The organism is Pseudomonas gingeri (assembly GCF_013386165.1).
Taxonomy (GTDB): domain Bacteria; phylum Pseudomonadota; class Gammaproteobacteria; order Pseudomonadales; family Pseudomonadaceae; genus Aquipseudomonas; species Aquipseudomonas gingeri_C.
In genome coordinates this window covers 1-23,188 of sequence record NZ_JACAOS010000036.1, presented here as the reverse complement: position 1 = coordinate 23,188, position 23,188 = coordinate 1, and the positions used below count along the sequence as shown (strand labels likewise).

At 59.0% G+C, this 23,188-nt stretch carries 22 protein-coding genes and 1 pseudogene; 13 read left to right on the top strand and 10 right to left on the bottom strand.

What is annotated here, in order from left to right:
• Positions 1-491 precede the first annotated feature (491 nt).
• From pstB to HX866_RS34995, 6 genes and pseudogenes are all read right to left on the bottom strand, one after another.
• Positions 492-1,271 carry a phosphate ABC transporter ATP-binding protein PstB gene (gene pstB, locus HX866_RS33590; protein ID WP_121133876.1) on the bottom strand — a complete coding sequence of 260 codons (780 nt, stop codon included), beginning with the start codon at positions 1,269-1,271 and terminating at the stop codon, positions 492-494.
• Positions 1,271-2,143 carry a phosphate ABC transporter permease PstA gene (gene pstA / locus HX866_RS33585; protein ID WP_177098428.1) on the bottom strand — a complete coding sequence of 291 codons (873 nt, stop codon included), beginning with the start codon at positions 2,141-2,143 and terminating at the stop codon, positions 1,271-1,273. Before pstA ends, pstB begins: the two co-directional genes overlap by 1 nt.
• Positions 2,140-3,108, bottom strand: a complete 969-nt coding sequence (gene pstC, locus HX866_RS33580; protein WP_164886321.1) for a phosphate ABC transporter permease subunit PstC — start codon at positions 3,106-3,108, stop codon at positions 2,140-2,142. The genes pstA and pstC overlap by 4 nt, the downstream gene beginning before the upstream one ends.
• 112 nt (positions 3,109-3,220) lie before the next feature.
• The gene (pstS, locus tag HX866_RS33575) at positions 3,221-4,237 is read right to left on the bottom strand and encodes a phosphate ABC transporter substrate-binding protein PstS (RefSeq protein ID WP_177098429.1); all 1,017 of its coding nucleotides are present in this window, start codon (positions 4,235-4,237) and stop codon (positions 3,221-3,223) included.
• Between the two features lie 184 nt (positions 4,238-4,421).
• Positions 4,422-5,264, bottom strand: coding sequence for a methyl-accepting chemotaxis protein (locus tag HX866_RS35000; RefSeq protein ID WP_371316756.1), 843 nt, complete (start codon positions 5,262-5,264; stop codon positions 4,422-4,424).
• A gap of 15 nt (positions 5,265-5,279) precedes the next feature.
• A pseudogene (locus HX866_RS34995) lies at positions 5,280-5,996 on the bottom strand (cache domain-containing protein); the annotation flags it as partial.
• Positions 5,997-6,501: 505 nt separating this feature from the next.
• On the opposite strand from HX866_RS34995, the gene HX866_RS33565 reads away from it, so the two are divergent.
• The 4 genes from HX866_RS33565 to HX866_RS33550 all read left to right on the top strand — a co-directional run bounded on the left by HX866_RS33565 (position 6,502) and on the right by HX866_RS33550 (position 11,683).
• Positions 6,502-8,106 carry a tetratricopeptide repeat-containing response regulator gene (locus HX866_RS33565; RefSeq protein ID WP_177098430.1) on the top strand — a complete coding sequence of 535 codons (1,605 nt, stop codon included), beginning with the start codon at positions 6,502-6,504 and terminating at the stop codon, positions 8,104-8,106.
• Positions 8,103-8,795, top strand: a complete 693-nt coding sequence (locus tag HX866_RS33560; RefSeq protein WP_177104116.1) for a sensor histidine kinase — start codon at positions 8,103-8,105, stop codon at positions 8,793-8,795. Before HX866_RS33565 ends, HX866_RS33560 begins: the two co-directional genes overlap by 4 nt.
• 233 nt (positions 8,796-9,028) lie before the next feature.
• Positions 9,029-10,270, top strand: a complete 1,242-nt coding sequence (locus HX866_RS33555; RefSeq protein WP_177098445.1) for a glutamine synthetase family protein — start codon at positions 9,029-9,031, stop codon at positions 10,268-10,270.
• A 72-nt stretch (positions 10,271-10,342) separates the two neighbouring features.
• A complete protein-coding gene (locus HX866_RS33550; protein ID WP_177141264.1) occupies positions 10,343-11,683 on the top strand; it encodes an MFS transporter in 1,341 nt (446 codons plus the stop codon).
• A gap of 65 nt (positions 11,684-11,748) precedes the next feature.
• Here the strand turns inward: HX866_RS33550 and HX866_RS33545 are convergent, their stop codons facing one another.
• The 4 genes from HX866_RS33545 to flgA all read right to left on the bottom strand — a co-directional run bounded on the left by HX866_RS33545 (position 11,749) and on the right by flgA (position 14,338).
• The gene (locus HX866_RS33545; RefSeq protein WP_177098433.1) at positions 11,749-12,492 is read right to left on the bottom strand and encodes a flagellar brake protein; all 744 of its coding nucleotides are present in this window, start codon (positions 12,490-12,492) and stop codon (positions 11,749-11,751) included.
• A gap of 95 nt (positions 12,493-12,587) precedes the next feature.
• Positions 12,588-13,055 (bottom strand): flagella synthesis protein FlgN, encoded by a 468-nt coding sequence (locus HX866_RS33540; RefSeq protein WP_177098434.1) that lies wholly within the window; start codon positions 13,053-13,055, stop codon positions 12,588-12,590.
• A gap of 48 nt (positions 13,056-13,103) precedes the next feature.
• On the bottom strand, positions 13,104-13,424 hold the full coding sequence (gene flgM / locus HX866_RS33535) for a flagellar biosynthesis anti-sigma factor FlgM (RefSeq protein WP_177098435.1): 321 nt from the start codon (positions 13,422-13,424) through the stop codon (positions 13,104-13,106).
• A gap of 152 nt (positions 13,425-13,576) precedes the next feature.
• Positions 13,577-14,338 (bottom strand): flagellar basal body P-ring formation chaperone FlgA, encoded by a 762-nt coding sequence (flgA, locus tag HX866_RS33530; protein WP_177098436.1) that lies wholly within the window; start codon positions 14,336-14,338, stop codon positions 13,577-13,579.
• A gap of 80 nt (positions 14,339-14,418) precedes the next feature.
• Between flgA and HX866_RS33525 the strand changes: the two genes are divergently transcribed.
• The 9 genes from HX866_RS33525 to HX866_RS34620 form a co-directional block, all read left to right on the top strand.
• Positions 14,419-15,345, top strand: coding sequence for a chemotaxis protein CheV (locus HX866_RS33525; RefSeq protein WP_177098437.1), 927 nt, complete (start codon positions 14,419-14,421; stop codon positions 15,343-15,345).
• A 54-nt stretch (positions 15,346-15,399) separates the two neighbouring features.
• A complete protein-coding gene (gene cheR, locus HX866_RS33520; protein WP_152741524.1) occupies positions 15,400-16,227 on the top strand; it encodes a protein-glutamate O-methyltransferase CheR in 828 nt (275 codons plus the stop codon).
• 239 nt (positions 16,228-16,466) lie between these two features.
• Positions 16,467-16,874, top strand: a complete 408-nt coding sequence (gene flgB, locus HX866_RS33515) for a flagellar basal body rod protein FlgB (protein ID WP_177098438.1) — start codon at positions 16,467-16,469, stop codon at positions 16,872-16,874.
• A 3-nt stretch (positions 16,875-16,877) separates the two neighbouring features.
• Positions 16,878-17,321, top strand: a complete 444-nt coding sequence (gene flgC / locus HX866_RS33510) for a flagellar basal body rod protein FlgC (protein ID WP_177098439.1) — start codon at positions 16,878-16,880, stop codon at positions 17,319-17,321.
• Positions 17,322-17,336: 15 nt separating this feature from the next.
• Positions 17,337-18,065, top strand: coding sequence for a flagellar hook assembly protein FlgD (flgD, locus tag HX866_RS33505; protein ID WP_177098440.1), 729 nt, complete (start codon positions 17,337-17,339; stop codon positions 18,063-18,065).
• Positions 18,066-18,096: 31 nt separating this feature from the next.
• On the top strand, positions 18,097-19,416 hold the full coding sequence (gene flgE, locus HX866_RS33500; RefSeq protein WP_177141263.1) for a flagellar hook protein FlgE: 1,320 nt from the start codon (positions 18,097-18,099) through the stop codon (positions 19,414-19,416).
• Positions 19,417-19,660: 244 nt separating this feature from the next.
• Positions 19,661-21,400, top strand: a complete 1,740-nt coding sequence (locus HX866_RS33495; protein WP_177098442.1) for a type I secretion system permease/ATPase — start codon at positions 19,661-19,663, stop codon at positions 21,398-21,400.
• On the top strand, positions 21,397-22,710 hold the full coding sequence (locus HX866_RS33490; RefSeq protein ID WP_177141262.1) for an HlyD family type I secretion periplasmic adaptor subunit: 1,314 nt from the start codon (positions 21,397-21,399) through the stop codon (positions 22,708-22,710). Before HX866_RS33495 ends, HX866_RS33490 begins: the two co-directional genes overlap by 4 nt.
• A 57-nt stretch (positions 22,711-22,767) precedes the next feature.
• A partial coding sequence (locus HX866_RS34620; protein ID WP_371319313.1) for a calcium-binding protein occupies positions 22,768-23,188 on the top strand: 421 nt, incomplete at its 3' end.

The following is a 23,188-nucleotide window of genomic DNA, read 5'->3' as shown; positions in this document are numbered from 1 at the left end:
CGAAACCCCAATTGCGAAAGCGATTGGGGTTTTGTTTTTGTGGCGAAAAAACTACCGAGCCGCACGGTCCCATGTAGGAGCTGGCTTGCCAGCGATGGCGGCCTTGAACCCAGCGGTGCTCTCCCTGCCGCCATCGCCAGCAAGCCGGCTCCTACACGTCGGTGTGTACACCGCAGGGTATCGTCGTGCCTGGCTTCTGTAGGAGCGCCGGTCGACGCTCGATTGCCGGCGCTGAGGCCCTTGAGCCTTGTGGTGCTCTCTCGGCCGCCATCGCCAGCAAGCCGGCTCCTACAAGTTGGTGTGTACACCGCAAGGGTATCGTCGTGCCTGGCTTCTGTAGGAGCTGGCTTGCCGGCGATGGCGGCAGTATGGGCGGTGCAAGCCTCAAAGGCCTCTACCGCTCCCACAGACAGGCGCTTCGCCCCCGTCCCGCCGAATCCCGGGCATAAAAAAACCACCTCTGCAGGTGGTTTTCTTATTTAGCGACCAGGTTAGCCAAAGCGGCCAGTCACGTAGTCTTCGGTCTGCTTCTTCTTCGGATTGGTGAAGATGGTGTCGCTCATCGCATGCTCGATCAACTCGCCCATGAACATGAACGCGGTGTAGTCCGACACCCGCGCCGCCTGTTGCATGTTGTGGGTGACGATGATGATGGTGTACTGCTCTTTCAACTCGGTGATCAACTGCTCGATGCGCCCGGTGGAAATTGGGTCAAGGGCGGAAGTCGGCTCATCCAGGAGCAACACCTGCGGTCGCAAGGCAATGGTGCGCGCGATACACAGGCGCTGTTGTTGGCCGCCCGACAATCCCTGTGCACTTTGCTTGAGCTTGTCCTTGACCTCGTCCCACAGCGCCGCGCCACTCAGGGCCTGCTCGACACGCTCATCCATCTCATGCCGGGAGAGCTGCTCATGGTGACGCACGGCGTAGGCGACGTTGTCGTAGATCGACATCGGAAACGGTACGGGCTTCTGGAAGACCATGCCAACATGGCTGCGCAGACGATTCATCGAGTAACTCGGCGCTAGGATGTTCTCTCCATTGAGCAACACCTCGCCGCGCGCTTCCTGCTTCGGGTACATGGAGTAGATCCGGTTGAATACCCGCAGCAGTGTCGACTTACCACAACCCGAAGGTCCGATGATCGCAGTGATGCGTTTCTCGGGGATATCCATGTCGATGGATTTCAGGGAGCGTTGGTTATTGTAAAAAAACTCCAACCCACGAACGCGAATTTTGGTTTTTTCGTTGCCAAGGTCACGGCTATTCATCAAGTCAACCTATTGCGCAAAAGGATCAAACGGGACAGAAGGCTGAGTATCAGTACGAACAAGGTCAGTACCAATGCACCCGCCCAGGCCAGGGAATGCCAGTCCTCGAAAGGGCTCATGGCGTACTGGAAAATGACCACGGGTACGCTGGCAATCGGCTTGAGCAGATTGCTGCTCCAGAACTGGTTGCCGAAAGCAGTAAACAGCAGCGGTGCTGTTTCACCGGTGATGCGCGCCAGCGCCAGCAAGATGCCGGTCAGCACGCCGGCTTTTGCCGCGCGCAGGACGATCTGCAGCGTCAATTTCCACTGCGGGACACCCAATGCCAACGCAGCTTCGCGCAGGGTGGTGGGTTGCAGTTGAAGCATCTCGTCGGTGGTCCTGACCACCACTGGAATCACCAGGAGTGCCAAGGCCAGGGCCCCGGCGATCGCGGAGAAACCGGTCTGGTGATTGGTCAGCAGGTTCAACGGCAGGATCACTGCGGTGTAGACGAACAGACCCAGCACAATCGACGGCGCCGACAGCAGGATGTCGTTGATAAAGCGGACGATATTACCCAGGCGCGAGTGACGGGCGAACTCCGCCAGCCAGATGCCCGCCATCAAGCCAATCGGCGTACCGATCAGCAGGGCGATCGCCGACATCAGGGCACTGCCATAAAACGCGTTCGCCAGACCGCCTTCGGTGCCCGGTGGCGGCGTCATCTGGGTAAAGAGGCGGAGATTGAGAGCCTCGAAGCCGTTGATGATCGTAGTGAGCAGGATCCACACCAGCCAGACCAGGCCGAAGACCGTGGCGCCACAGCTGAGCACCATCGCCAGCTGATTCTTGAAGGCGCGGATTCGGTAGAGACGTTCATTACCGGTCATACACCCTCCTTGCGGGAAAGCCGCATCAGCAGGAGTCGCGCCAACGCCAATACGATAAAGGTGACGATAAACAGCAAGAAGCCCAGGGCGATCAGCGCTGAGCGATGCAGGTCGGTATAGGCCTCGCTGAACTCGTTGGCGATGACCGAAGCGATGGAGCTGCTGGGCATCAGCAACGAGGCCGAGAACTGTTGAGCGTTACCCAGGACGAAGGTCACCGCCATGGTCTCGCCCAATGCGCGCCCCAGTCCGAGAAAAATCCCGCCGACCACCGCAGAGCGGGTGTAAGGCAGGACGATGTCCCAGACCACTTCCCAGGTCGTACCACCCAGGGCGTAGGCCGACTCCTTGAGGGGAGTGGGAACGCTACGAAACACTTCCTGCATGACTGAGGTGATGAAGGGCATGATCATGATCGCCAGGACGATGCCGGCGGTCAGCATACCGATCCCCAGAGGAGGGCCCTGGAACAGCGAACCGATCAACGGCAGCGCACCCAGGTAGTCATTGATCCAGGGGGACAGGTGTTCGGCCATGAACGGGCCAAAAACAAACAGACCCCACATGCCGTAGATAATCGATGGAATCCCCGCGAGCAATTCAACCGCCGAGGCGACGGGCATGCGCAGCCAGGGCGGGGCGACTTCAGTCAGGAAGATCGCAATGCCGAAGCTGACGGGAACGGCGATCAGCAACGCCAGGAAAGACGTTACCAGGGTGCCGTAAATGGGTACCAGGGCACCAAAGTGGTTATTGACCGCATCCCACTCGGTGCTGGTAAGGAAACCGAACCCGAAGGTCTTGAGCGCAAGACTGCCGCCCCAAAGTGTCGACGCTGCGATGCTCGCCAGGAGCAACAACACCAGCATCGCCGCGCCCATCATCGAGCGCTTGAACCAGAGATCGTGACGATGATCGCGAGTCGCACGCGCATCACTTGCCACTTCGCCAGCGTAGATGGTCATGGACGGAGGTTGGACTATATCGTTCATCAGAAGTCTGCTCACAAACAAACCCCTTCGCTCGGCAATCCTGCTGAGGAAGGGGTGTTTTAGCTATTGCCTATTGCCGGCTGGATCAGTGGGCGAAGTCAGACTTCCAGTAGCCTTCGATCCGCTGGACGAGGGAGTCAGGCAGAGCTACATAGTCCAGTGCCGACGCCTGTTGCTGGCCTTTTTCCAAAGACCATTTGAAGAAGTTGAAGGCGGCCTTGCTTTGCTCGGCGTTCTTCGGCTGTTTGTACATGATGATCCAGGTGGTCGCCGTGATCGGCCATGCGCCATCGCCCGGGGCGTTGGTCATGATCAGGTTGAAGTCTTTGGCGTTGGCCCAGTCCGCGGTGTCGGCAGCAGCAGCAAACGCCTTGGCGTTAGGCTGAATGAATTTCCCGGCGGCGTTTTTCAGCTGAGCGTGGGTCATCTTGTTTTGCAGGGCGTAAGCGTATTCAACGTAGCCGATCGAGTTCTTGATCTGCTTCACGTAGGCGGAGACACCTTCGTTGCCTTTACCGCCGACACCGACTGGCCAAGGCACGGTGGTACCGAAGCCGATTTTGGATTTCCAGCCATCACTCACTTTGGCGAGGTAGTTGGTGAAGTTGTACGAGGTACCCGAGCCGTCAGAACGGTGAACCACGGTGATTTTACCGCTAGGCAGTTTCACGCCCGGGTTCAGGGCGACGATGGCCGGGTCGGTCCATTCAGTGATTTCACCCAGGAAGATTTTTGCCAGGGTTTCACCGTCGAGCTTCAATTGGCCCGCTGCGACACCCTCGATGTTCATCACCGGAACGATACCGCCGATCACGCTGGGAAACTGACCCAGACCGCCGGCCTTGAGGTCATCCGCCGACAACGGGGCGTCGGAGGCACCGAAATCCACGGTGGCCGCCTTGATCTGGGCAATACCACCGCCCGAGCCGATCGACTGGTAGTTGATGCGGGTGCTGGAGTCTTTGCTGTAGTCCTGGGACCACTTGGACAGCACCGGATAAACAAAGCTGGAGCCTGCACCGGTTACATCGGTCGCGTGAGCAACACCGCTCAGGCAGAGAGACGCCAGCAAGACAGACAGGCTTTTTTTAGTCAGCAACATCAAACACCTCAAGGAAGGGTTAAGTGGAGTGATCCACCTATACGGAGACGTTACGATTTAATTCCTGAAATATTTCTGTCTGATGACGGTAAGGTTATTTTTAGTAATATTTTGAAATGAAGGCTCTTTCATTAGGCTTGGATGGGTAGGGCGCGGCACAATCGGCAGCGCCCTGGTCAAGCCGTCAGACCCTGAAACGCTTGACCAGCAGCCCAAGCTCCCGCGACAGCTGATCCAACTCGACACACATTTCGTTGTTGCGCGTGGTGATCGAGCGGGTGTCGCTGATGTGCTGGCTGATTTGCGCCAGGCTCTGGTTCACCTCGGCGCCGATGCTCGACTGCTCTTCTGCGGCGGTCGCGATCTGGTTGTTCATGCCATTGATCTCGGACACCGCATTGCTCACCTGGGCGAGGATCTGGCCGGTACCATTGACCTTGCTCACCGCCAGCTCGCTGCCACCCAGGCTGCTCTGCATGGTACTGACCGCTGCCCGGGCGCCCTGTTGCAGTTGAGTGATCTTGGCCTGGATTTCCTGGGTGCTTTGCTGGGTACGCTGGGCCAACGAGCGGACTTCATCGGCCACCACGGCAAACCCGCGGCCCTGTTCGCCCGCACGGGCGGCTTCGATGGCGGCGTTGAGGGCCAGCAGGTTGGTCTGTTCGGCAATGCCACGGATCACATCGAGGATCGAACCGATGGATTCCACATCGCTGCCCAGGGTCTGGATATCCTGGGCAGCCTTCTCGATATCCCGCGCCAGGCCGCCGATGGCACCGACGGTGTCGCTCACGTTGGTTTGCATGGCCTGGGCCTGCTCATCGGTATTACGGGTTGCCTGGGCGGCACTTTGCGCGGACTCCGCCACGTTGTGGGTGGCCAGGGCCATCTGTTCCATGGCATGGGTGACTTGTTCGGCGTCGCGGGTCTGACGTATCAGCGCATCGGCGGCGTGCTGGGCACTTTGCTTGAGTTGTTCGTTGCGCTCCTGCAACTGCTGGGCGCAGCGGGCCAGGTCCTGGACCATATGACGGATTTTTCCGGCGAATTGGTTGAAGGCGCCGGCCAGTTCGGCGGTTTCTTCGTTGCCGTCGATGGGCAACTGGCGGGTCAGATCGCCGTCTTCACTGGCCAGGTCCTGCAGGCTGCGGGTCAGCAAGCCGAGTGGTCTGACGATGCTGCGGGCGACGTAGGCGGCGACGATACTGAGCAGGATCAGCAACGCCCCCATGATGCCCCATTGTTTCCAGCGCAGGGCGTCCATGGCTTGCTGCTGGCTTTGCGTCTGGGCGGCGATCAGCGCGTCCAGGCCGTCGACATAAAAACCGGCGCCGATGGTCCAGTTCCATTTGTCCAGGTACCTGCTGTAGGACAGCTTGGGGTAGGCGGTGCTGTCATTGCCAGGTTTGGGGAAGTAGTAGGTCACGAAATCACCACCGCGTTTGGCGGCGGCGATCAGTTCCTGGATCAGATAGGTGCCGTGGCTGTCCTTCAGGTCCCAGAAATTTTTCCCCTCGTCCTTGCCGGCCAGGACAACCCGGTCACCCTTGTCGTTGTAGACGAAGATATAGCCGTCTTGCCCGTAGCGCAGTTCGCGCACCCGGCGCTTGGCTTCCTCCAGGGTCGCCGGGGTCATGGCGTCGGCCCCTTCATAAAGCGGCTTGATGGTGCTGTAGGCGAGGTCGAGGTAATGCATCAACTCGTCCTTGCGGGTTTTTATCAGGGTCTGGCGGGTTTCCTCGATGCTTCGCTCCCCCATGGCCTGTTGCTCGGAGAAGGCCAGCAGTTGAATGATCAAGGCCAGCAAAAGGGCGGGGATGACGGAGAGCAGCAGAACTTTGTTGCGTATTTTCCACTTCATAGAACGCCCTGGATCGAGGAGAAAACCTATTGTTTTTTTTGTATCGACTCGCGGGCCGGATTATTCAGGCCTGTGAGTCGGATTTGTCAATGGCGGCAGCGTCTTTGCGGGAAGCTGGCCCATTCAGGTTTTCGTTGCATCTGACGATACCCTGATGGGATAACCCGAGAGACGGCTGGCGCGGGCTGAGCATGTGTCTCAAGCGGTCGATCAAACCTCTATAGCTTTTGCCGCTACGCTTGGCAAAAGGTCGGGTTTTGCCTGCAATTTTGTACGATGCTGTAAAGTTGCTTGATGGCAAAATGCCGTTAGTTATTATTTACGCGCGAAGTGGCAAGGAAGCTGAACCCGCTCCGGTGATTGCCCACGGGCTCATCTTCTATTTCCCATGACAGGAATCTCGATGCTGGCGTATCACCAAAAAAACTTTCTTATCGTCGATGATTTCTCTGATTTTCGCAGTTCAGTCAGGTCGATGCTGCGGGAGTTGGGAGTCAAGGAAGTGGACACCGCCGACACCGGGGAGCAGGCGTTGCGCATGTGTGCCCAGCGCCGCTACGATTTCGTGTTGCATGACTACCACCTGGGCGATGGCAAGAAGAACGGCCAGCAGGTGCTTGAAGACCTGATGACCGACAAGCTGATCAGCCATGAAAGCGTGTTTGTCATGGTCACCGCCGAAAGCAGCCAGGCCATGGTGCTCTCGGCCCTCGAACACGAGCCCGATGCCTATCTGACCAAACCGTTCAACCGCGCCAGCCTGGCCCAGCGTCTGGAAAAGCTGGTGCAGCGCAAGAACCTGCTCAAGCCGATCATGGAGGCGCTGGACCGTGACAAGCCGGCCGAAGTGCTGGCCGCCTGTACTCGCCTGACCCAGCAGGACAGCCGTTTTGCCCCGCTGTGCCTGCGTTATCGCGCCGATGCGATGTGGAACCTCAACCAGTTCGAGCCCCTGGAGCGCTTTCTCACCGGCATCCTTGCCGACCGTCCGTTACCCTGGGCCTATGCGCGCATGGGGCAGTTGCTGTTCAAGCGCAACCAGGTGGCCCAGGCCAAAGCGCTTTACGAGACCGCGCTGAAGGCCTTTCCGATGATGCCAGCGCTCTATGACGGCCTGGCCGAAGTGCTGGTGCTGGAAGGCGATACCCATCGTGCACAGAGCGTGCTGGAAGAGGCTGTGCGCCTGTCGCCGCTGGCGGTGCGCCGGCAATCGATGCTCGGCAAGCTGGCCCTGGCCAACGAAGATTTTGAAAGTGCTTCCCGGGCTTATCGCCAGGCCGTGTACCAGGGCGAGCAATCGCGTTTCAAGGACCCGGAGAGCAACCTCGGCCTGGCCCATGCGCTGATCAGCAAGGGCAGCGATCGTGGCTTGGACACCCGCACCCGCCTGGAGATCAACCAGACCCTGAGCGCGGTCGCCAAGGAAAACGCCAACGACCAGGGCTTGCAGGTGCGGGCGCGCTTGATGAAGGCCACCAGCCTGCTGCTCAACGATGCGGAAACCGCCGACAAGCTCACCGAGCAGGCGATGTCGCGTCTGGACGGCATGGAGAACTTCATGAGCGCCGATGCCGCGCTGTTGGTGGCCAAGCAGTTGCAGCAACTGGGGCAGGCCGATGCCGGTGCTTCGATGCTGAAGAACTGCGTGGAGATCTACGGCGACGATCCGACGGTGATGAAAGGCATCGCCAAGCTGACCGACGACCCGGAGATCCTCGGCGGCGGCAAGGCGGCCATCGATCTCAACGTGCAGGGCGTGCGCAGCTACAAGGGCGGTAACCTGGACGAAGCCGTGGACTTGTTCCGCCGGGCCCTGGCGCTGCAACCGAAGAACATCAGTATTGCCTTGAACGCGGCCCAGGCCTTGCTCGTCATTGCCCAGAAGAGCGGTGATGCCGCTGTGCTCGAAGAGTGCCGCAGCTGTCTGAAAATGGTCGGCAAGATGCCGGACAGCGACCCCCGTTATGAGAGGTATCAGAAATTGCGTACCCGGGCGTTTGTAGAATGAGTGACAGTCACGAGGGGCTGGATTTTTCCACGGTGATCGCCTCCACCGTGCATGACATGAAGAACTCCCTGGCGATGCTGACGCAGGCCCATGGCCAGTGGCAGGCACGTTTGCCCGATGACCAGCGCGAAACCCCCGAGCACAGTGTTATCGAGTATGAGTTCGCGCACCTCAATACCATGCTGGTGCAACTGCTCGGGCTGTACAAGCTGGGGGTCAATCAACTGCCGCTGCGTCCGGATTACCACGAGATGGACGACTTCATCGGCGCGCAACTGGCGGGGCGCCAGGAACTGCTGAGCAGTCGTGGGATCGTGGCCAGTTGCGAGGTGGGCGATTTCAGCCCGCTGGGCTTCTTCGACCGGGAACTGATCAGCTCGGTGGTCGGCAATATCATCACCAATGCCATCGGTTACGCCTGTCATGCGCTGCTGGTCAGTGTTCGTGAGGAAGGCGAGCAGTTGGTGCTGACCATCAATGACGACGGTCCTGGCTATCCGGAGCAGATGGTCGAGCGCCAGGCCGATTATGTTCAGGGCATCAACCCGGCGACCGGCAGTACCGGCCTGGGGCTGTATTTCGCCGCACGGATTGCCGGGCTGCACGAGCGCAATGGCGTGCGTGGACGGATCGAGATTGCCAATGGCGGGACCTTGGGCGGGGCGTTGTTCAGTCTTTATCTGCCTTGATCGTGATCGCCCATACGCAAGCTGATTAGACGGTCAGATTTTTCTGTATTCCTTGCTTGAAATCTTGAACAGGTGATGCGTATTTTGTACGGGACGCCGCTAGCGGCCCGTACAATAACAAGGATTGAGTCATGACGACCGATGGCCAGCGTTCACTCGCCCAGCGACTGACCGGCATTGATGAGATTGAGTGTGTCACCCCGGACCTCAATGGCGTTCCCCGCGGCAAGGTGATGACCGCCGAGGGCTTTCTCGAAGGGCGGCGCCTGCAGATGGCCCGCGGGGTCTTGCTGCAATGCATCATGGGCGGTTATCCGCCGGCGCGTTTCTACGGCAGTGACGACGGCGACCTGGCGCTCAACGCCGATCCCCAGCAGGTTCATCGCCTGCCCTGGAGCCGGCAACCCCGTGCCCTGGCCATCTGCGATGCGGACGAGCTGAGCGGCGAAAGCTCCAGCCTGTCGACCCGTGGCCAGCTCAAGGCGGTGATTGCGCGTTATGCGGCCCGTGGCCTGGCGCCGGTAGTCGCGACCGAGTTGGAGTTCTTCGTCTTCGCCCCCAACACCGACCCGAGCCAGGCGTTCCTGCCGCCGGTGGGCCTGGACGGTCGTCGCGAAGACGGTCATTCGGCGTTCAGCGTCAGTTCCAACAACGGCTTGCGCCCCTTCTTCAGTGAAGTCTACGAATGCATGGCCGCCCTGGGATTGCCCCGGGACACGTTCATGCACGAAATGGGCGTCAGTCAGTTCGAGATCAACCTGCTGCATGGCGATCCGCTGCTGCTGGCTGACCAGACCTTCCTGTTCAAGCACCTGCTCAAGGAAGTCGCCCTCAAGCACGGCCTGACCGTGGTCTGCATGGCCAAGCCGCTGGCCCACACCCCTGGCAGTTCGATGCATATCCACCAGAGCGTGGTGCAGGCCGACAGCGGGCGCAATGTGTTCAGCGATGCCAACGGTGAGCCGACGGCGACCTTCCGGCACTTCATCGGTGGGCAGCAGGCCTGCCTGGCGGACTTCACCGCGCTGTTCGCGCCGAACGTGAATTCCTACCAGCGCCTGTGCCATCCCTTTGCTTCGCCGAACAATGCCTGCTGGTCCCATGACAATCGTTCCGCCGGTTTGCGTATTCCGGCCAGTGCTCCGGTGGCGCGGCGCGTGGAAAACCGCCTGCCGGGGGCCGATGCCAATCCCTATCTGGCGATTGCCGCGAGCCTGGCGGCGGGCCTGCACGGGATCGAACACGAGCTTGAACCGACGCCGGCGATCCAGGGCGAGTTCGAAGTTCCGGATTCTTTGTCGTTGCCATGTACCTTGCATGCCGCACTCGAACGTCTGAAACGTAGTCAGTTGGCCAGGGAACTGTTCGGCAGCGTGTTCATCGAAGGCTACATCGCTTCGAAGAGCCTGGAGCTAACCAGTTTCCTGGATGAAATTACCCCCTGGGAGCGTCGTGTTCTGGCCGCTCAGGCATAGCTGTAGTCGTCCCGTTCGGGCTATCTTGTCGGATAGCCCGATACTCTATTCAAGGAGCCGCTCGGAAAGCCGATGCGCCAGATCTGGAAACCCTTTCGAGCGTTGTATTTCGCCTCGCTGATGATGTTGATCGGCTCCGGCCTCCTGAGTACTTACCTGGCCCTGCGCCTGGCTGCCGAGCATGTCGACAGCCTGTGGGTGGGCGCCTTGATGGCCGCCAACTATTTCGGCCTGGTGCTGGGCGGCAAGATCGGCCACCGGCTGATTGCCCGGGTCGGTCATATTCGCGCCTATGCCACCTGCGCCGGGATTGTCGGTGCGGCGGTGCTCGGCCATGGCCTGATCGACTGGCTGCCGGCCTGGTTGTTCCTGCGGATGATCGTGGGCCTGGGGATGATGTGCCAGTACATGGTCATCGAGAGCTGGCTCAACGAGCAGGCCGAAGCCAAGCAGCGCGGGGTGGTCTTCAGCGGCTACATGATCGCCTCCTACCTGGGGTTGATCCTCGGGCAGATGATTCTGGTCCTGCACCCGGCCTTGGGCCTGGAACTGCTGATGGCGGTGGCGATGTGTTTTGCCCTGTGCCTGGTGCCCGTGGCCATGACCCGACGGATTCACCCGGCGCCGTTGCATCCGGCGCCGCTGGAACCGCGTTTTTTTATGAAGCGGGTGCCGCAGTCGCTGACCACCGTCCTTGGCGCCGGGATCATCGTCGGCTCCTTTTACGGTCTGGCACCTTTGTATGCATCCCAGCAGGGGCTGTCCACCGAGCACGTGGGTATGTTCATGGGCTGCTGCATTTTTGCCGGCTTCCTGGTGCAGTGGCCGCTGGGCTGGGTATCGGATCGTTATGATCGGGCGGTGTTGATTCGCAGCATTGCCTTCTTGCTGGCGTTGGCCTCATTGCCGCTGGCGATCCTGTCCCATGCCCCTATCGAGGTGCTGTTTGCCTCTGGCTTCGTGGTGTCCTTGCTGCAGTTCTGCCTGTATCCGCTGGCGGTGGCTTTTTCCAATGATCATATCGAGGGCGATCGGCGGGTTTCGCTGACGGCCATGCTGCTGATGACCTATGGCATCGGCGCAAGCATCGGGCCTTTGGTGGCCGGCGTACTGATGAAGCTGTTCGGTAGCCAGATGCTCTACGCGTTTTTCAGTTTCTTCGCCTTGATGCTGGTCTGGCGGATCCGGCCGAATGCCGTGACCAACCTGCATCAGGTCGAGGATGCGCCGTTGCAACACGTGGTCATGCCGGAAGCCATGTCGCCGCTGGGCGTGGCGCTTGATCCGCGGGTTGATGAGCAGATCGTGCTGGATCAGATGTGCGACAGTGTCGTGCCCACGCCGCCGGAGCCCGAGGTGGCGCCCGAGGTCGACGAGTCGGATCCGGAGCCGGCGCACAAGTCGAGCAACTGAGACGTTGAGCATAAAAAAACGGGCCACCTGATGAGGGTGGCCCGTTTTTTCATGGCGGCTACTGGTCAGAAGTCGTCGTCTTTATCGAAGCGCCGTGCTTCACGCTGCAACTGATAGACGAAACGCTCGACCTGGCGCTGAACCAGACCGCTCATATTGTGGAAGCGCACGCCGGCGAAGGTGGTGTTGATCCTTTCTTCGAAGTGCAGGTGACGCAGTTCCACGGGGGCGGTCATCGGGCCGAAGGGCAGGGCGGCAATAAAGCGCTCGTAGACCTGGCCCAGTTGCAGGCGGTCGGAAATATCGCCGTCGAAGCGCAGTTTGCAACCGGTGGCGGAGATGTCCAGCAACTTGCCGGTCAACGGCGCCTTGAGCTTCTCGCCACCCAACTCGACATTGACCAGCGCGGCCAGCTTCAGGGCGGCACGGAAGGCATTGCGACGTTGGTGATAGACCACTTCATCGGGCATCGAGCCACGGTAGCAACCGTTGGTCTCGTCGATGGTCATGGGTTGTGGCTGTTCCCAGGCGATTCGCACGCCTTCATGGAAACCTTCGACCCGGAAGGGTTCGCCGGCCAACAGGAAGCGCTCGCCGTCGCGAGGCATCATCTCGTCCAGGGCCAGGGTACCGGCTTCGCGGTCGACATCGATCACAAAGCTCTGGAAACGCTGGCTGCGCTCATGAAAGGTGATGATCAGCGGGTCGTGACTTTCCTGCAGCATCCGCAAGTTGGCGGAAATCTCCAGAGGCGTGCTAAGCACCTTGGGTGGCTGCGGAGCATCTTCCGCGCTTGGGGCATTGGACACGGTTCATCAATCTCCAGACAGAATACGACTGCACGCAAAAGCTAGCATTTTGCCAGCATGTTGCGCGCCTTGATAGAGCACGCGCAAGGCCCGGTTCAAGCCTGGCTGAGCGGGCGTGGCTTCATGGACATTGCTGTCGAGCCGCGCGCGTCATAGAGGGCGGGGGTTTCGCCGCCGGTCAGGATCTTCAACTGGTTTGCGGTTGTCGCTTGCTGAACCTGGATATTGCGACCGTTGAGCTCGTTGGCGGCCTGGCAATCGGCAAGCAATTGGGTCAGGACATCGCTCTGACTCAACAATTGTTCGCCAATGCTGGACTGTGCGGCGAGTTGTTCCAGTCCGGCACGGTTGGGAGGCAGGTTGAGGCCGGCGAGCAGCTGGCTGCGTTTGCGGCCATGCTGTTCCAACAGAACGATCAGCGCTTGCTTGCGCGCCAGAATGTCTTCCAGCTCGAACATGTTGCGCCCATGGAGCGCCAAGGATTCGGCGCGCAGCAACTCGAGCAGTTCTTGAGCTGGAGCAAAATCTTCGGTGATCAGTTGCAGCAGAGTGTTGTCGTGCATGGCTGGCCTTGGTTTTTAAGCGTCCAAAAGCCTGACGCAGGCCGAAGCCTAGCGCTGGGCTTCGAAGTTGAGCAATTTGCTGGCGACGCGGTTGCTGTCGACTTTATAGCTGCCATCGGCAACCGCCTGCTTCAACTCGGCCACACGGGCACTGTTGACGACAGGTTGGTCACGCAGCTTGTCAGTGACTTGTTGCAACTGCTGGGCCTCATTACTGAGGTGTACCGATTCCCCGCTCTGGCTGACTGAGGTGGCCGGAGTGCTCACAGACGTGGATTTGCCGGCGTTGTCGGCATCCTTGCTGGCGCTACTGCGCGTACTGCCTGTCAGTGATGGGGCGTTATTCAAACGACTGAAATCGATGACCATGATGAAAAAAACCTCTGGGTATTTGGACGCTTGCCTTGTTTTCGGCCATACCCGGAAAAACTTTAGGCTCAGATACGATTGAGCCGGCACGTGTTGGCGATGTTTCCCTGTGCAGCACAGTTTAGGAAAAGCTGCTGCTTAACGCCAGTTCTCTACAAAGCAACTTCCACCTGTCCGGGTGCGGTCACCCGGGCCTTGATCACCCGCTGGGAGTTCAGGTTCTTGATGCGGATCTGTTCATTCAGGCCACCGTTGGACAAGGCTTCGCCTGGCATCTTCACCACCAGGCCACCGCTCGTCGCACTGATGACCACCTGATCGCCCTTGCGTACCACTTCGGCCTGCTCCAGATGGACCAGGGTGATGACCTGATCCATGACCATTGGTCGGACAAGTTTCTGTCCGATGGCGTCATCCACGGACGTCAGGAAGCCCTGGCTGGCCAGGCTGATGTCTCTTTCACGCAAGGTGACGTCGCCGGGTTCAATGATTCCGGCGCGTTTCAACGGGCGCGTGGTGACCACCACATTGCGGAACAACTTGACCTGGGCGGGCACGAACACCGTCCAGGGCAAGCTGCCTTCACAGCGGACTTTGACCGTGACCCGGCCAATCGGGGTGGCCGGGCTTTCCAGGGTGGCTGTCAATTCCTTGTCGCATGCTGTCATGCGCAACCGCGGATCGAGCTGGTTGACCTGGATTTCGTAGCGTCCTTCGGTTTGACTAGTCGCCAGATAGTCTTCTACCGTGAACTCAAGAAAGCCTTGGGTCACGCCGATAAGCTGATCAGGCAGGGTCGCCGAGTCAGCAAGGGCAGGGCCGCCGGGGTTCAGACTGCATAAAACCGCCAAGACCCAGAGCAATCTGCGGTACTGTGATGTCAGGCGTCGAAAAAATGTCGTTTGTGCTTTCATAACAGTATAAAAAGCAAGGCTCGTGCCGTTTAGTGCTGAGTAAGCGTCGGATCATGAAGCTTGTGTGAGAGGTGGCTGGCATGGCGGGTGTAATGGATTCGGTGAACCAGCGTACGCAACTGGTCGGGCAGAATCGCCTTGAGCTGTTGTTGTTTCGTCTGGATGGTCAGCAGTTGTACGGGATCAACGTGTTCAAGGTGCGGGAGGTGCTGCAGTGCCCCAAGCTGACCGTGATGCCCAAATCCAGCCCGGTGGTCTGTGGCGTGGCGAATATCCGTGGGGCAACCATTCCCATCCTCGATCTGGCGATGGCCACCGGGGCGGGCGGTCTCAAGGATCAAAGTAATCCTTTTGTGATCATTACCGAGTACAACACCAAGACCCAGGGTTTCCTGGTGAAGTCGGTGGAGCGCATCGTCAACATGAACTGGGAGGAGATCCATCCGCCGCCCAAGGGCACCGGCCGCGATCACTACCTGACCGCGGTGACCCGGATCGACAACCAGTTGGTGGAAATCATCGACGTCGAGAAGATTCTCGCCGAGGTCTCGCCGACCTCCGAATCCATCTCCCATGGCGTGGTCGATGTCGAGACCCAGGCCAAGGCCGTGTCGATGCGGGTGCTGACGGTGGATGACTCCTCGGTGGCACGCAAGCAGGTCACGCGTTGCCTGCAGACCGTGGGGGTGGAAGTGGTGGCGTTGAACGACGGCCGGCAGGCGCTGGACTACCTGCGCAAACTGGTCGACGAGGGCAAGAAGCCGGAGCAGGAATTTCTGATGATGATTTCCGACATTGAAATGCCTGAAATGGATGGCTATACCCTAACAGCCGAGATCCGCAACGATCCACGCATGCAAAAGCTTCATATCATCCTGCATACTTCCTTGTCAGGGGTCTTTAATCAGGCAATGGTCAAGAAGGTCGGCGCCGATGACTTCCTGGCCAAGTTCCGTCCCGACGACCTGGCAGCACGGGTGGTCGACCGGATCAAGGCAGCAGAATAAGCGATCAGGGACCTCCGTTCCTGGCGGTACGAACGATTGTAGAGGCGGCATCATTTGTCTACGGGTAATTTGGATTTCGAACAGTTCCGGGTCTTCCTGGAAAAGGCCTGTGGCATTCTGCTCGGTGAAAACAAGCAGTATCTGGTTTCCAGCCGTCTCAATAAACTGATGGAACAGCAGGGACTCAAATCCCTTGGCGAACTGGTGCAGCGGATCCAGACCCAGCCCCGCAGTGGTTTGCGCGAGCAGGTGGTGGATGCCATGACCACCAACGAGACCTTGTGGTTTCGCGATACCTACCCCTTCGAGGTCCTGAAGAACAAGGTGTTGCCGGAAATGATCAAGGCCAGCCCCGGCCAGCGTCTGCGGATCTGGTCGGCGGCGTGTTCGTCGGGGCAGGAGCCCTATTCGATCTCGATGTCGATCGATGAATTCGAGCGGACCAACATGGGCCAGTTGAAGGGCGGTGCGCAGATTGTCGCCACCGACCTGTCCGGGCTGATGCTCACCAACTGCAAGAGCGGCGAATACGACAGCCTGGCGATCGGCCGCGGCCTGTCGCCTGAGCGCCTGCAACGCTTCTTCGACCCGAAAGGGCCGGGACGCTGGGCGATCAAGGCGCCGATCCGCAGTCGCGTGGAGTTTCGCTCGTTCAACCTGTTGGACAGCTATGCCAGCCTGGGCAAGTTCGACATCGTGTTTTGTCGCAACGTGCTGATCTACTTCTCCGCCGAAGTGAAGAAAGACATTCTGCTACGTATCCACGGCACCCTGAAGCCGGGAGGCTACCTGTACCTCGGGGCCTCGGAAGCCCTGAACGGTCTGCCGGACCATTACCAGATGGTGCAGTGCAGCCCGGGGATCATCTACCAGGCCAAGTAAACGCCAAGCCCTACAAAAAACGGGAACCCCAGCGGGTTTCCGTTTTTTTTTGCGGCGCTTTTGCCGCTTTACCGGCACGCGGCGGAAATGCGTTGCCGCTTTTCTGGCATTGCCGCTCCCCACCTGCCCGCAACCCCTTGATTTACCTGATCTGATAAATTGGCATGGGCCTTGCTTTATCTCTTGCAACGAAAAGCCTGTTTCACAAAACCAGGTCAACCCGCTAAAGGTTTCCCGACATGAGCATCAGCTTCGATAAAGCGCTCGGCATCCATGAGCAAGCCCTGGCCTTCCGCGCCCAGCGCGCCGAAGTTCTGGCGAACAACATCGTCAACGCCGACACCCCGAACTACAAGGCACGGGACATGGATTTCTCCTCGGTGCTCGCCGAGCAGAGCGACAAGGCCAAGAACGGCAGTTTCGCGCTGAACACCACCAACACCCGTCATATCGAAGCCGAGGGCATGAGCAACGGCGACGCCGAGTTGCAATACCGCACGCCGATGCAGCCGTCCCTCGACCAGAACACCGTGGATGCTCAGATCGAGCAATCGAACTATGCGAAGAACTCGGTCGATTTCCAGGCCAGTTTCACTTTGCTGAACGCACGATTCAAAGGGCTGGTTTCAGCCCTGCGTGGAGAATAAGCCATGTCCCTAGCCAGCGTTTTCAACATTGCCGGTACCGGCATGAGTGCCCAGACCACTCGCTTGAACACCGTCGCCAGTAACATCGCCAACGCCGACACCGTTTCGTCGAGCATGGACCAGACCTACCGCGCCCGGCATCCGGTATTCGCCACCATGTTCCAGAACGGCGAGGGTCAAACTGACAACTCGCTGTTCCAGAGCCAGGACGGGGCGGGTGCCGGTGTGCAGGTCACGGGCGTGGTCGAGGACCCGAGCAACCTTGAAGCCCGTTATGAGCCGAACCATCCGGCGGCTGACGCCAATGGGTACGTCTACTACCCCAACGTCAACGTGGTTCAGGAAATGGCCGACATGATTTCCGCCAGCCGTTCGTTCCAAACCAACGCGGACATTATGACCACCGCCAAAACCATGATGCAGAAGGTCCTGACCCTCGGTCAGTGATAAGGGACGATTCCTATGACGGTTTCCAGCACCTCCTCAAGTGGCAACACGGCCCTTGATACAATTATTTCCAACTCCCAGACGGCGAATACCGGCAGTACTGACGCGCTGGGCAATGCCATCAGCAGCGCTTCCGGCGGCCAGAGCCTGGGCGAGAGCGACTTCCTGCAACTGCTGGTGACCCAACTGCAGAACCAGGACCCGACCAATCCCCAGGACAACAGTGCCTTCGTCGCACAGTTGGCCCAGTTCAGCAGCCTGGAAGGTATCCAGACGCTCAACACCAGCGTGAACAACATTGCCAGCTCCTTCACCTCGTCCCAGGCGCTGCAGGCTTCGTCGATGGTCGGGCGTTCGGTTATCGTGCCGACCAGCCAGGCCGTGGTCGATACCACCAAGACCTTCAGCGGTACGGCAACGGTTCCGAGCTCTGTCAGCGATGTGACCCTGAAGATCAGCGATTCCACCGGCACCGTGGTCCGGACCATCGACATGGGTTCGCAGTCGGCCGGCAACGCCGCCTTTACCTGGGACGGCAAGAACGATGCAGGCACCTTGCTGCCCAGCGGTACCTACACCTTCAACGCCACCGCGCCGATCAGTGGTACGTCCACGGCACTCACGACCAACCTGCCGGCGACTGTCAGCAGCGTGACCCTGGGTCAGAACGGCGGCGAAATGATGCTCAACCTGGCGGGCCTGGGCAGTATTGCTCTGTCCAAAGTCCAGACCATTGGCCTGTAAGAGCCGACCAACACGAAGTAAGGAGTGAACCATGTCTTTTAATATCGGTTTGAGCGGTCTCTCTGCGGCCCAGAAACAACTCGACGTCACCGGCAACAACATTGCCAACGTCAATACCACCGGCTTCAAGTCGTCCCGTGCGGAATTCGCCGACGTGTACTCGGCGACCAAGTTGGGCACTGGTACCAAGAGCGTCGGTAACGGTGTGAACCTGGCCAACGTTTCGCAGAACTTCAGCAACGGCGGCATGGACAGCACCGGCAACGTGCTGGACATGGGCGTGCAGGGCAACGGCTTCTTCGTCCTGAACACCAACGGTTCGCTGAGCTATACCCGTGCCGGTACCTTCAAGACCGACAAGGACGGCTACATTACCAACACCGATGGCACCGCGAGACTGCAAGGTTTTGCCGCGGATGCCAACGGCAACATCATTCCGGGTGTGTTGACCAACCTGCGGATCGACACCTCGAACCTGTCGCCGCAGACCACCACCCAGGTTGGCTCGACGCTCAACCTCGACTCCACCTCGGCGGTGATCACCGCACCGTTTGATCCAGCGACTACATCGACCTACACCCAGCCGTTCAGCACCACTATCTATGACACCCAGGGTAACTCTCACTCCCTGGACCAGTATATGGTCAAGACCGGTGCCAATACCTGGAACGTCTATTCGCTGATCGACGGTCGTAACCCGAACGGTACGGCGCCGACCATTGCAAGCGTTCCTCCAGCCGTTCCACCGCTCGCCACTGACCCTGTCCCGGTGGCCGTGACCTTCGATTCCTCGGGCAAGTTGGCAACCATCGGTGGTAGCGCCACTGCGACCAGCATCACAGTGACCGGTTGGGTGCCCGGTACGGTGACCGCAGGTGTCTTCACTGCGAACGGTGCGTCAGCCAATGCCGCCGGCATCGCCGTCGACTTTTCGAAAACCACCCAGTTCAACGCCGATACCGCCCGTAGTGCTCCTACCACCGACGGTTACGCCACTGGCCAGATTACCGATATCACCATCGATTCCACCGGCGTGATCTCCGCCAACTTCAGTAACCAGCAGCACAAGGCGATCGGTCAGGTGGCCCTGGCCAGTTTTACCAACGAGCAAGGCCTGCAGGCGGTCGGCGGCACCAATTGGACGCAGACCTTCGCGTCCGGCCAGCCATCCTATGCTGGCGGCGCGGTCGGTACCAACGGCACGATCATTTCCGGTTCCCTGGAGTCTTCGAACGTCGACCTGACCAGCGAGCTGGTGGACCTGATCAAGGGCCAGAGCTACTACCAGGCGAACGCCAAGACCATCTCCACCGAGAGCACCATCATGCAGACCATCATCCAGATGGCGTGATACGGTTTCTCTGGTACTTCAAAAGTCCGGCGCCCTGGGGTGCCGGATTTTTTTTGCCTGACGTTTGAGTCACCTCACCGTTTGGCTAGGTTTGTCCAGGTGATTGAACAAGGTGGTGCAGAACTTGCTGTTTCCGTGTGCGCATAACGAATGGCGTCAACATTTCGTTATATCTGCGTCATCAGAGCAGAACCTTTCGTTCTGACTGCATGGAGCTGGCAACATCCTAGGGACGGAACAAGAATTGAAGAGAAGTAACGCCCTCAATGCGCCTGTCTTGGCGGTGCCGTTGAAAATCATTTTGCGCAAAAGCTTGATCGGTGCGGCCTTGTTTTCCGGGGTGATCAATATCCTGGCGCTGATCGGTCCGGTGTTCATGCTGGAGGTCTATGACCGGGTAATTCCCAGCAAGAGTATTCCGACGCTGGTGGCCTTGGGGCTTTTGGTACTGGGGGTCTATGCACTGTCGGGGCTACTGGATATCGTGCGCTCCCGACTCATGGTGCGGATTGCCTCGTCCTTTGATCTGGCGCTGTCCTCCAGAGTGTTCAAGGTTATTGCCGGCGCCTCGTTAAAAACCGCGATTACTGGCGATGCACTGAAACCTGCGCAGGAACTGGATCAGATTCGAGGCTTTATCGGCGGTCCTGGTTTGGTCACGTTTTTCGACTTGCCCTGGATGCCGGTTTATCTGGCGGTCTGTTTTTACATTCATCCCCTGTTCGGTTTACTAACAGCCGGGTTGATGGTGGTCCTTGTTGCTTTGACATTCATGACCGACCGCCAATCGCGGCAGTTGATGCAAGCGTCTGCCGAGGCACTGAACAAACGTAATTATCTGGGGCAGCAAGCCCACCAGAATGCCGAAGCACTGGCCGCCATGGGCATGGCGGGCAGAGCCTCCCTGCTTTGGCAGAGCCACCATTCGACTTACACGACATTGCAACGCAAGGCTGTCGATATTGGTAGTTTGTTTGGCGGTATCTCCAAAGCCTTGCGCCATCTGGTTCAGTCGGGCTCCCTGGCGCTGGGGGCTTACCTGGTGATTCAAGGTGACTTGAGCGGAGGCACCATTGTTGCCGCGTCAATAATCGTGTCACGGACCTTGGCACCCGCCGAGCAGGTCATTGCGACCTGGCGCAGTCTTCTGGCGGCCCATATTGCCTGGAAAAGGTTGCTTGAGGTCTTTGCCCTGTTTCCTGAAGAACAGAGCAAAACCGAATTGCCGCCGGCGCATCAGGTGCTTCGGGTCGAGAGCCTCTTTACCTCTCCTCCGGGTCTCTCGGGGCTGACCTTGCAGAACGTCAACTTTACCGTTGCTGCGGGTAGCGCTGTTGGCGTCGTAGGGCCCAGCGCATCCGGCAAGTCATCATTGGCGCGGGTTCTGGTTGGAGCCTGGCAGCCGGCACGCGGAAAGGTGCGGTTGGACGGTGCGCCGCTCGAATTGTTGTCCGAGCAATCCAGAGGCAAGCTCATTGGGTATTTGCCGCAGAGCGTTGGCTTGTTCAGTGGAACGGTTGCCCAGAACATCGCTCGCCTGGACAGCGACGCCGATGACCAAGCGATTATCCGTGCGGCGCAATTGGCAGGTGTTCACGAGTTGATCCTGCAATTGCCCCGAGGCTATGAAACCCAGGTGGGTGAGGGCGGGCTCAATCTTTCGGCGGGTCAACGGCAACGTATCGCACTGGCCCGTGCATTGTTTGGCGACCCGTTCCTGGTGGTCCTGGATGAGCCTAACTCCAATCTGGACGCCGAGGGAGAGCAGGCATTGGCTCGTGCCATTTTATCGGTGAAGGCCCGCAACGGTATCGCAATAGTGATTGCCCATCGCACCAACATACTGTCGGTTATTGATCAGGTACTGATTCTCGAAAATGGTCTCCAGACGGTGTTCGGTCCCAAGGAAACAGTGCTCAGAAAACCACCCTTGCAAGATACCCGGCCCACGACAACCGTTGTGGAAATGGGAGTTGCCAAATGACTGTCTGTGATCATGAAAACAGCTTGGCCGGGTCGTTGACCCGGCACCTGCGACTGGGCGCGATAAGTCTTGCGGTTCTGCTGGGTGGCGGGCTTTGGTGGGCGGCGGGCACCGATCTGTCGGGGGCGGTGATCGCTGTTGGGAGTGTGGCGGTTGAAGGCAGTGTCAAAAAGATCCAGCACCCCACGGGCGGTATCGTCGCAGAGCTGTTGGTTACAGAAGGCCAACTGGTTGCAGCTGGCGATGTACTGATCCGGCTTGATTCTACGATGCAGAAAGTCGGCGAAGCCATTGTGTCCAAGTCCCTGAGCCAGGCCCTGGCGCGACAGGCGCGTCTGGAGGCCGAGCGTGATGACGCCAGTGAGTTGGTCACTCCCGCCACGTTGATTACACGGTTGGGAACTGACGACGCCCAAATCTTGATGGCCAGTGAGCTTCGTTTGTTTCAGGACCGACGTTCGTCGCGTGAAGGCCAGAAGAAGCAGTTGCGTGAGCGGGTCCAGCAACTCAACGAAACCATCGCTGGCCACGACATCCAGCAGAAGACCAAGACCGAAGAGATCGAGCTGATCGACCAGGAATATCAGGCGGTCAAGAAGCTGTTCGACAAGGGCATGATGACCATAGACCGGGTTAATGCCCTGGCGCGCGGGATTGCCCGTTTGCGCGGCGAGCGTGGTCAGTTGATCGCTTCCATTGCCGAGGCTCGGGGCAAGATTGCCGAGACCCAATTGCAGCGTTTGCAGATTGATCAGAGTTTTCGCAGTGATGTGTCGCTTGAGCTTCGAGAGCTTGAAGCCAAGCAAGGGGAATTGGTCGAGCGTGACATTGCGGCTAACGATCAGCTCAAGCGCATAACGATCACGGCGCCTATTGCCGGTCGTGTCCAGCAATTGACGGTGCATACCATCGGCGGTGTGATTTCACCGGCCGAAAGCCTGATGCAGATCGTGCCGATGGATGATGAGTTGCTGGTGGAGGCGCGGATCAGTGCCCAGGATATCGATCAAGTGTCCTTGGGGCAGGACGCGGTATTGCGGCTTAGCGCGTTCAACCGCAGTACGACGCCGGAGTTGAAGGGGCAGGTCGTCAGGTTGTCGGCTGATCTTGTCCAGGATGAGCGTACGGGAATGGGCTTTTATCGAGCCGGTATAAAAATCCCACGCAGCGAGCTTACTCAATTGCAGGGGCTGACACTGGTGCCGGGCATGCCGGTGGAATCGATGATTCAGACCGGGACGCGCAGCATCATCTCCTATCTGCTTAAACCGATCAGTGATCATGCTCAGCGTGCATTCCGCGAGGGCTGAGGATTAAACGGGTTCACCGCAAGCGCCAATAACTCAACACAGGGCAGGGAAGAAGCAATGGCAGTGATCAATGGAACATCCGGCGCGGATACGCTGGTAGGAACGGCTAACGCCGATGAGTTGTATGGATTTGCCGGGAATGACTCGCTGGACGGTGGGGCGGGTAATGATTTGCTCGATGGTGGAGCAGGGGCGGACGTTCTGAATGGCGGGGCGGGGGTTGATACGGCGTCATATATCAATTCTACGGCAGGGGTTAACGTCAACCTGGTGACCGGTACCGGGAGTGGGGGCGACGCTCAAGGCGATACATTGATTTCGATTGAGAGGGTCGTGGGGTCTGCTTTTGGTGACACGCTGACGGCCTCCACCAGCGGGCAGACTCTTGAGGGGGGGCTGGGGAATGATGTCTATGTCATCAACGGCACAGGCGTTAGCGTTGTCGAGCAGGCCGGTGGCGGTGATGACGAGGTTCGTA

What these genes read in the sequence shown, in the direction of transcription:
- HX866_RS33560 (WP_177104116.1), top strand. Translation starts at nt 8,103, where the DNA reads ATGAGTGACAGTCACGAGGGGCTGGATTTTTCCACGGTGATCGCCTCC.
- flgC (WP_177098439.1), top strand. Translation starts at nt 16,878, where the DNA reads ATGTCCCTAGCCAGCGTTTTCAACATTGCCGGTACCGGCATGAGTGCC.
- HX866_RS33565 (WP_177098430.1), top strand. Translation starts at nt 6,502, where the DNA reads ATGCTGGCGTATCACCAAAAAAACTTTCTTATCGTCGATGATTTCTCT.
- HX866_RS33540 (WP_177098434.1), bottom strand. Translation starts at nt 13,055, where the DNA reads ATGCACGACAACACTCTGCTGCAACTGATCACCGAAGATTTTGCTCCA.
- flgD (WP_177098440.1), top strand. Translation starts at nt 17,337, where the DNA reads ATGACGGTTTCCAGCACCTCCTCAAGTGGCAACACGGCCCTTGATACA.
- HX866_RS35000 (WP_371316756.1), bottom strand. Translation starts at nt 5,264, where the DNA reads ATGGTCCAGGACCTGGCCCGCTGCGCCCAGCAGTTGCAGGAGCGCAAC.
- pstA (WP_177098428.1), bottom strand. Translation starts at nt 2,143, where the DNA reads ATGACCGGTAATGAACGTCTCTACCGAATCCGCGCCTTCAAGAATCAG.
- HX866_RS33490 (WP_177141262.1), top strand. Translation starts at nt 21,397, where the DNA reads ATGACTGTCTGTGATCATGAAAACAGCTTGGCCGGGTCGTTGACCCGG.
- pstS (WP_177098429.1), bottom strand. Translation starts at nt 4,237, where the DNA reads ATGTTGCTGACTAAAAAAAGCCTGTCTGTCTTGCTGGCGTCTCTCTGC.
- pstB (WP_121133876.1), bottom strand. Translation starts at nt 1,271, where the DNA reads ATGAATAGCCGTGACCTTGGCAACGAAAAAACCAAAATTCGCGTTCGT.
- flgM (WP_177098435.1), bottom strand. Translation starts at nt 13,424, where the DNA reads ATGGTCATCGATTTCAGTCGTTTGAATAACGCCCCATCACTGACAGGC.
- HX866_RS33555 (WP_177098445.1), top strand. Translation starts at nt 9,029, where the DNA reads ATGACCGCCGAGGGCTTTCTCGAAGGGCGGCGCCTGCAGATGGCCCGC.
- flgE (WP_177141263.1), top strand. Translation starts at nt 18,097, where the DNA reads ATGTCTTTTAATATCGGTTTGAGCGGTCTCTCTGCGGCCCAGAAACAA.
- HX866_RS33550 (WP_177141264.1), top strand. Translation starts at nt 10,343, where the DNA reads ATGCGCCAGATCTGGAAACCCTTTCGAGCGTTGTATTTCGCCTCGCTG.
- flgA (WP_177098436.1), bottom strand. Translation starts at nt 14,338, where the DNA reads ATGAAAGCACAAACGACATTTTTTCGACGCCTGACATCACAGTACCGC.
- HX866_RS33525 (WP_177098437.1), top strand. Translation starts at nt 14,419, where the DNA reads ATGGCGGGTGTAATGGATTCGGTGAACCAGCGTACGCAACTGGTCGGG.
- flgB (WP_177098438.1), top strand. Translation starts at nt 16,467, where the DNA reads ATGAGCATCAGCTTCGATAAAGCGCTCGGCATCCATGAGCAAGCCCTG.
- pstC (WP_164886321.1), bottom strand. Translation starts at nt 3,108, where the DNA reads ATGACCATCTACGCTGGCGAAGTGGCAAGTGATGCGCGTGCGACTCGC.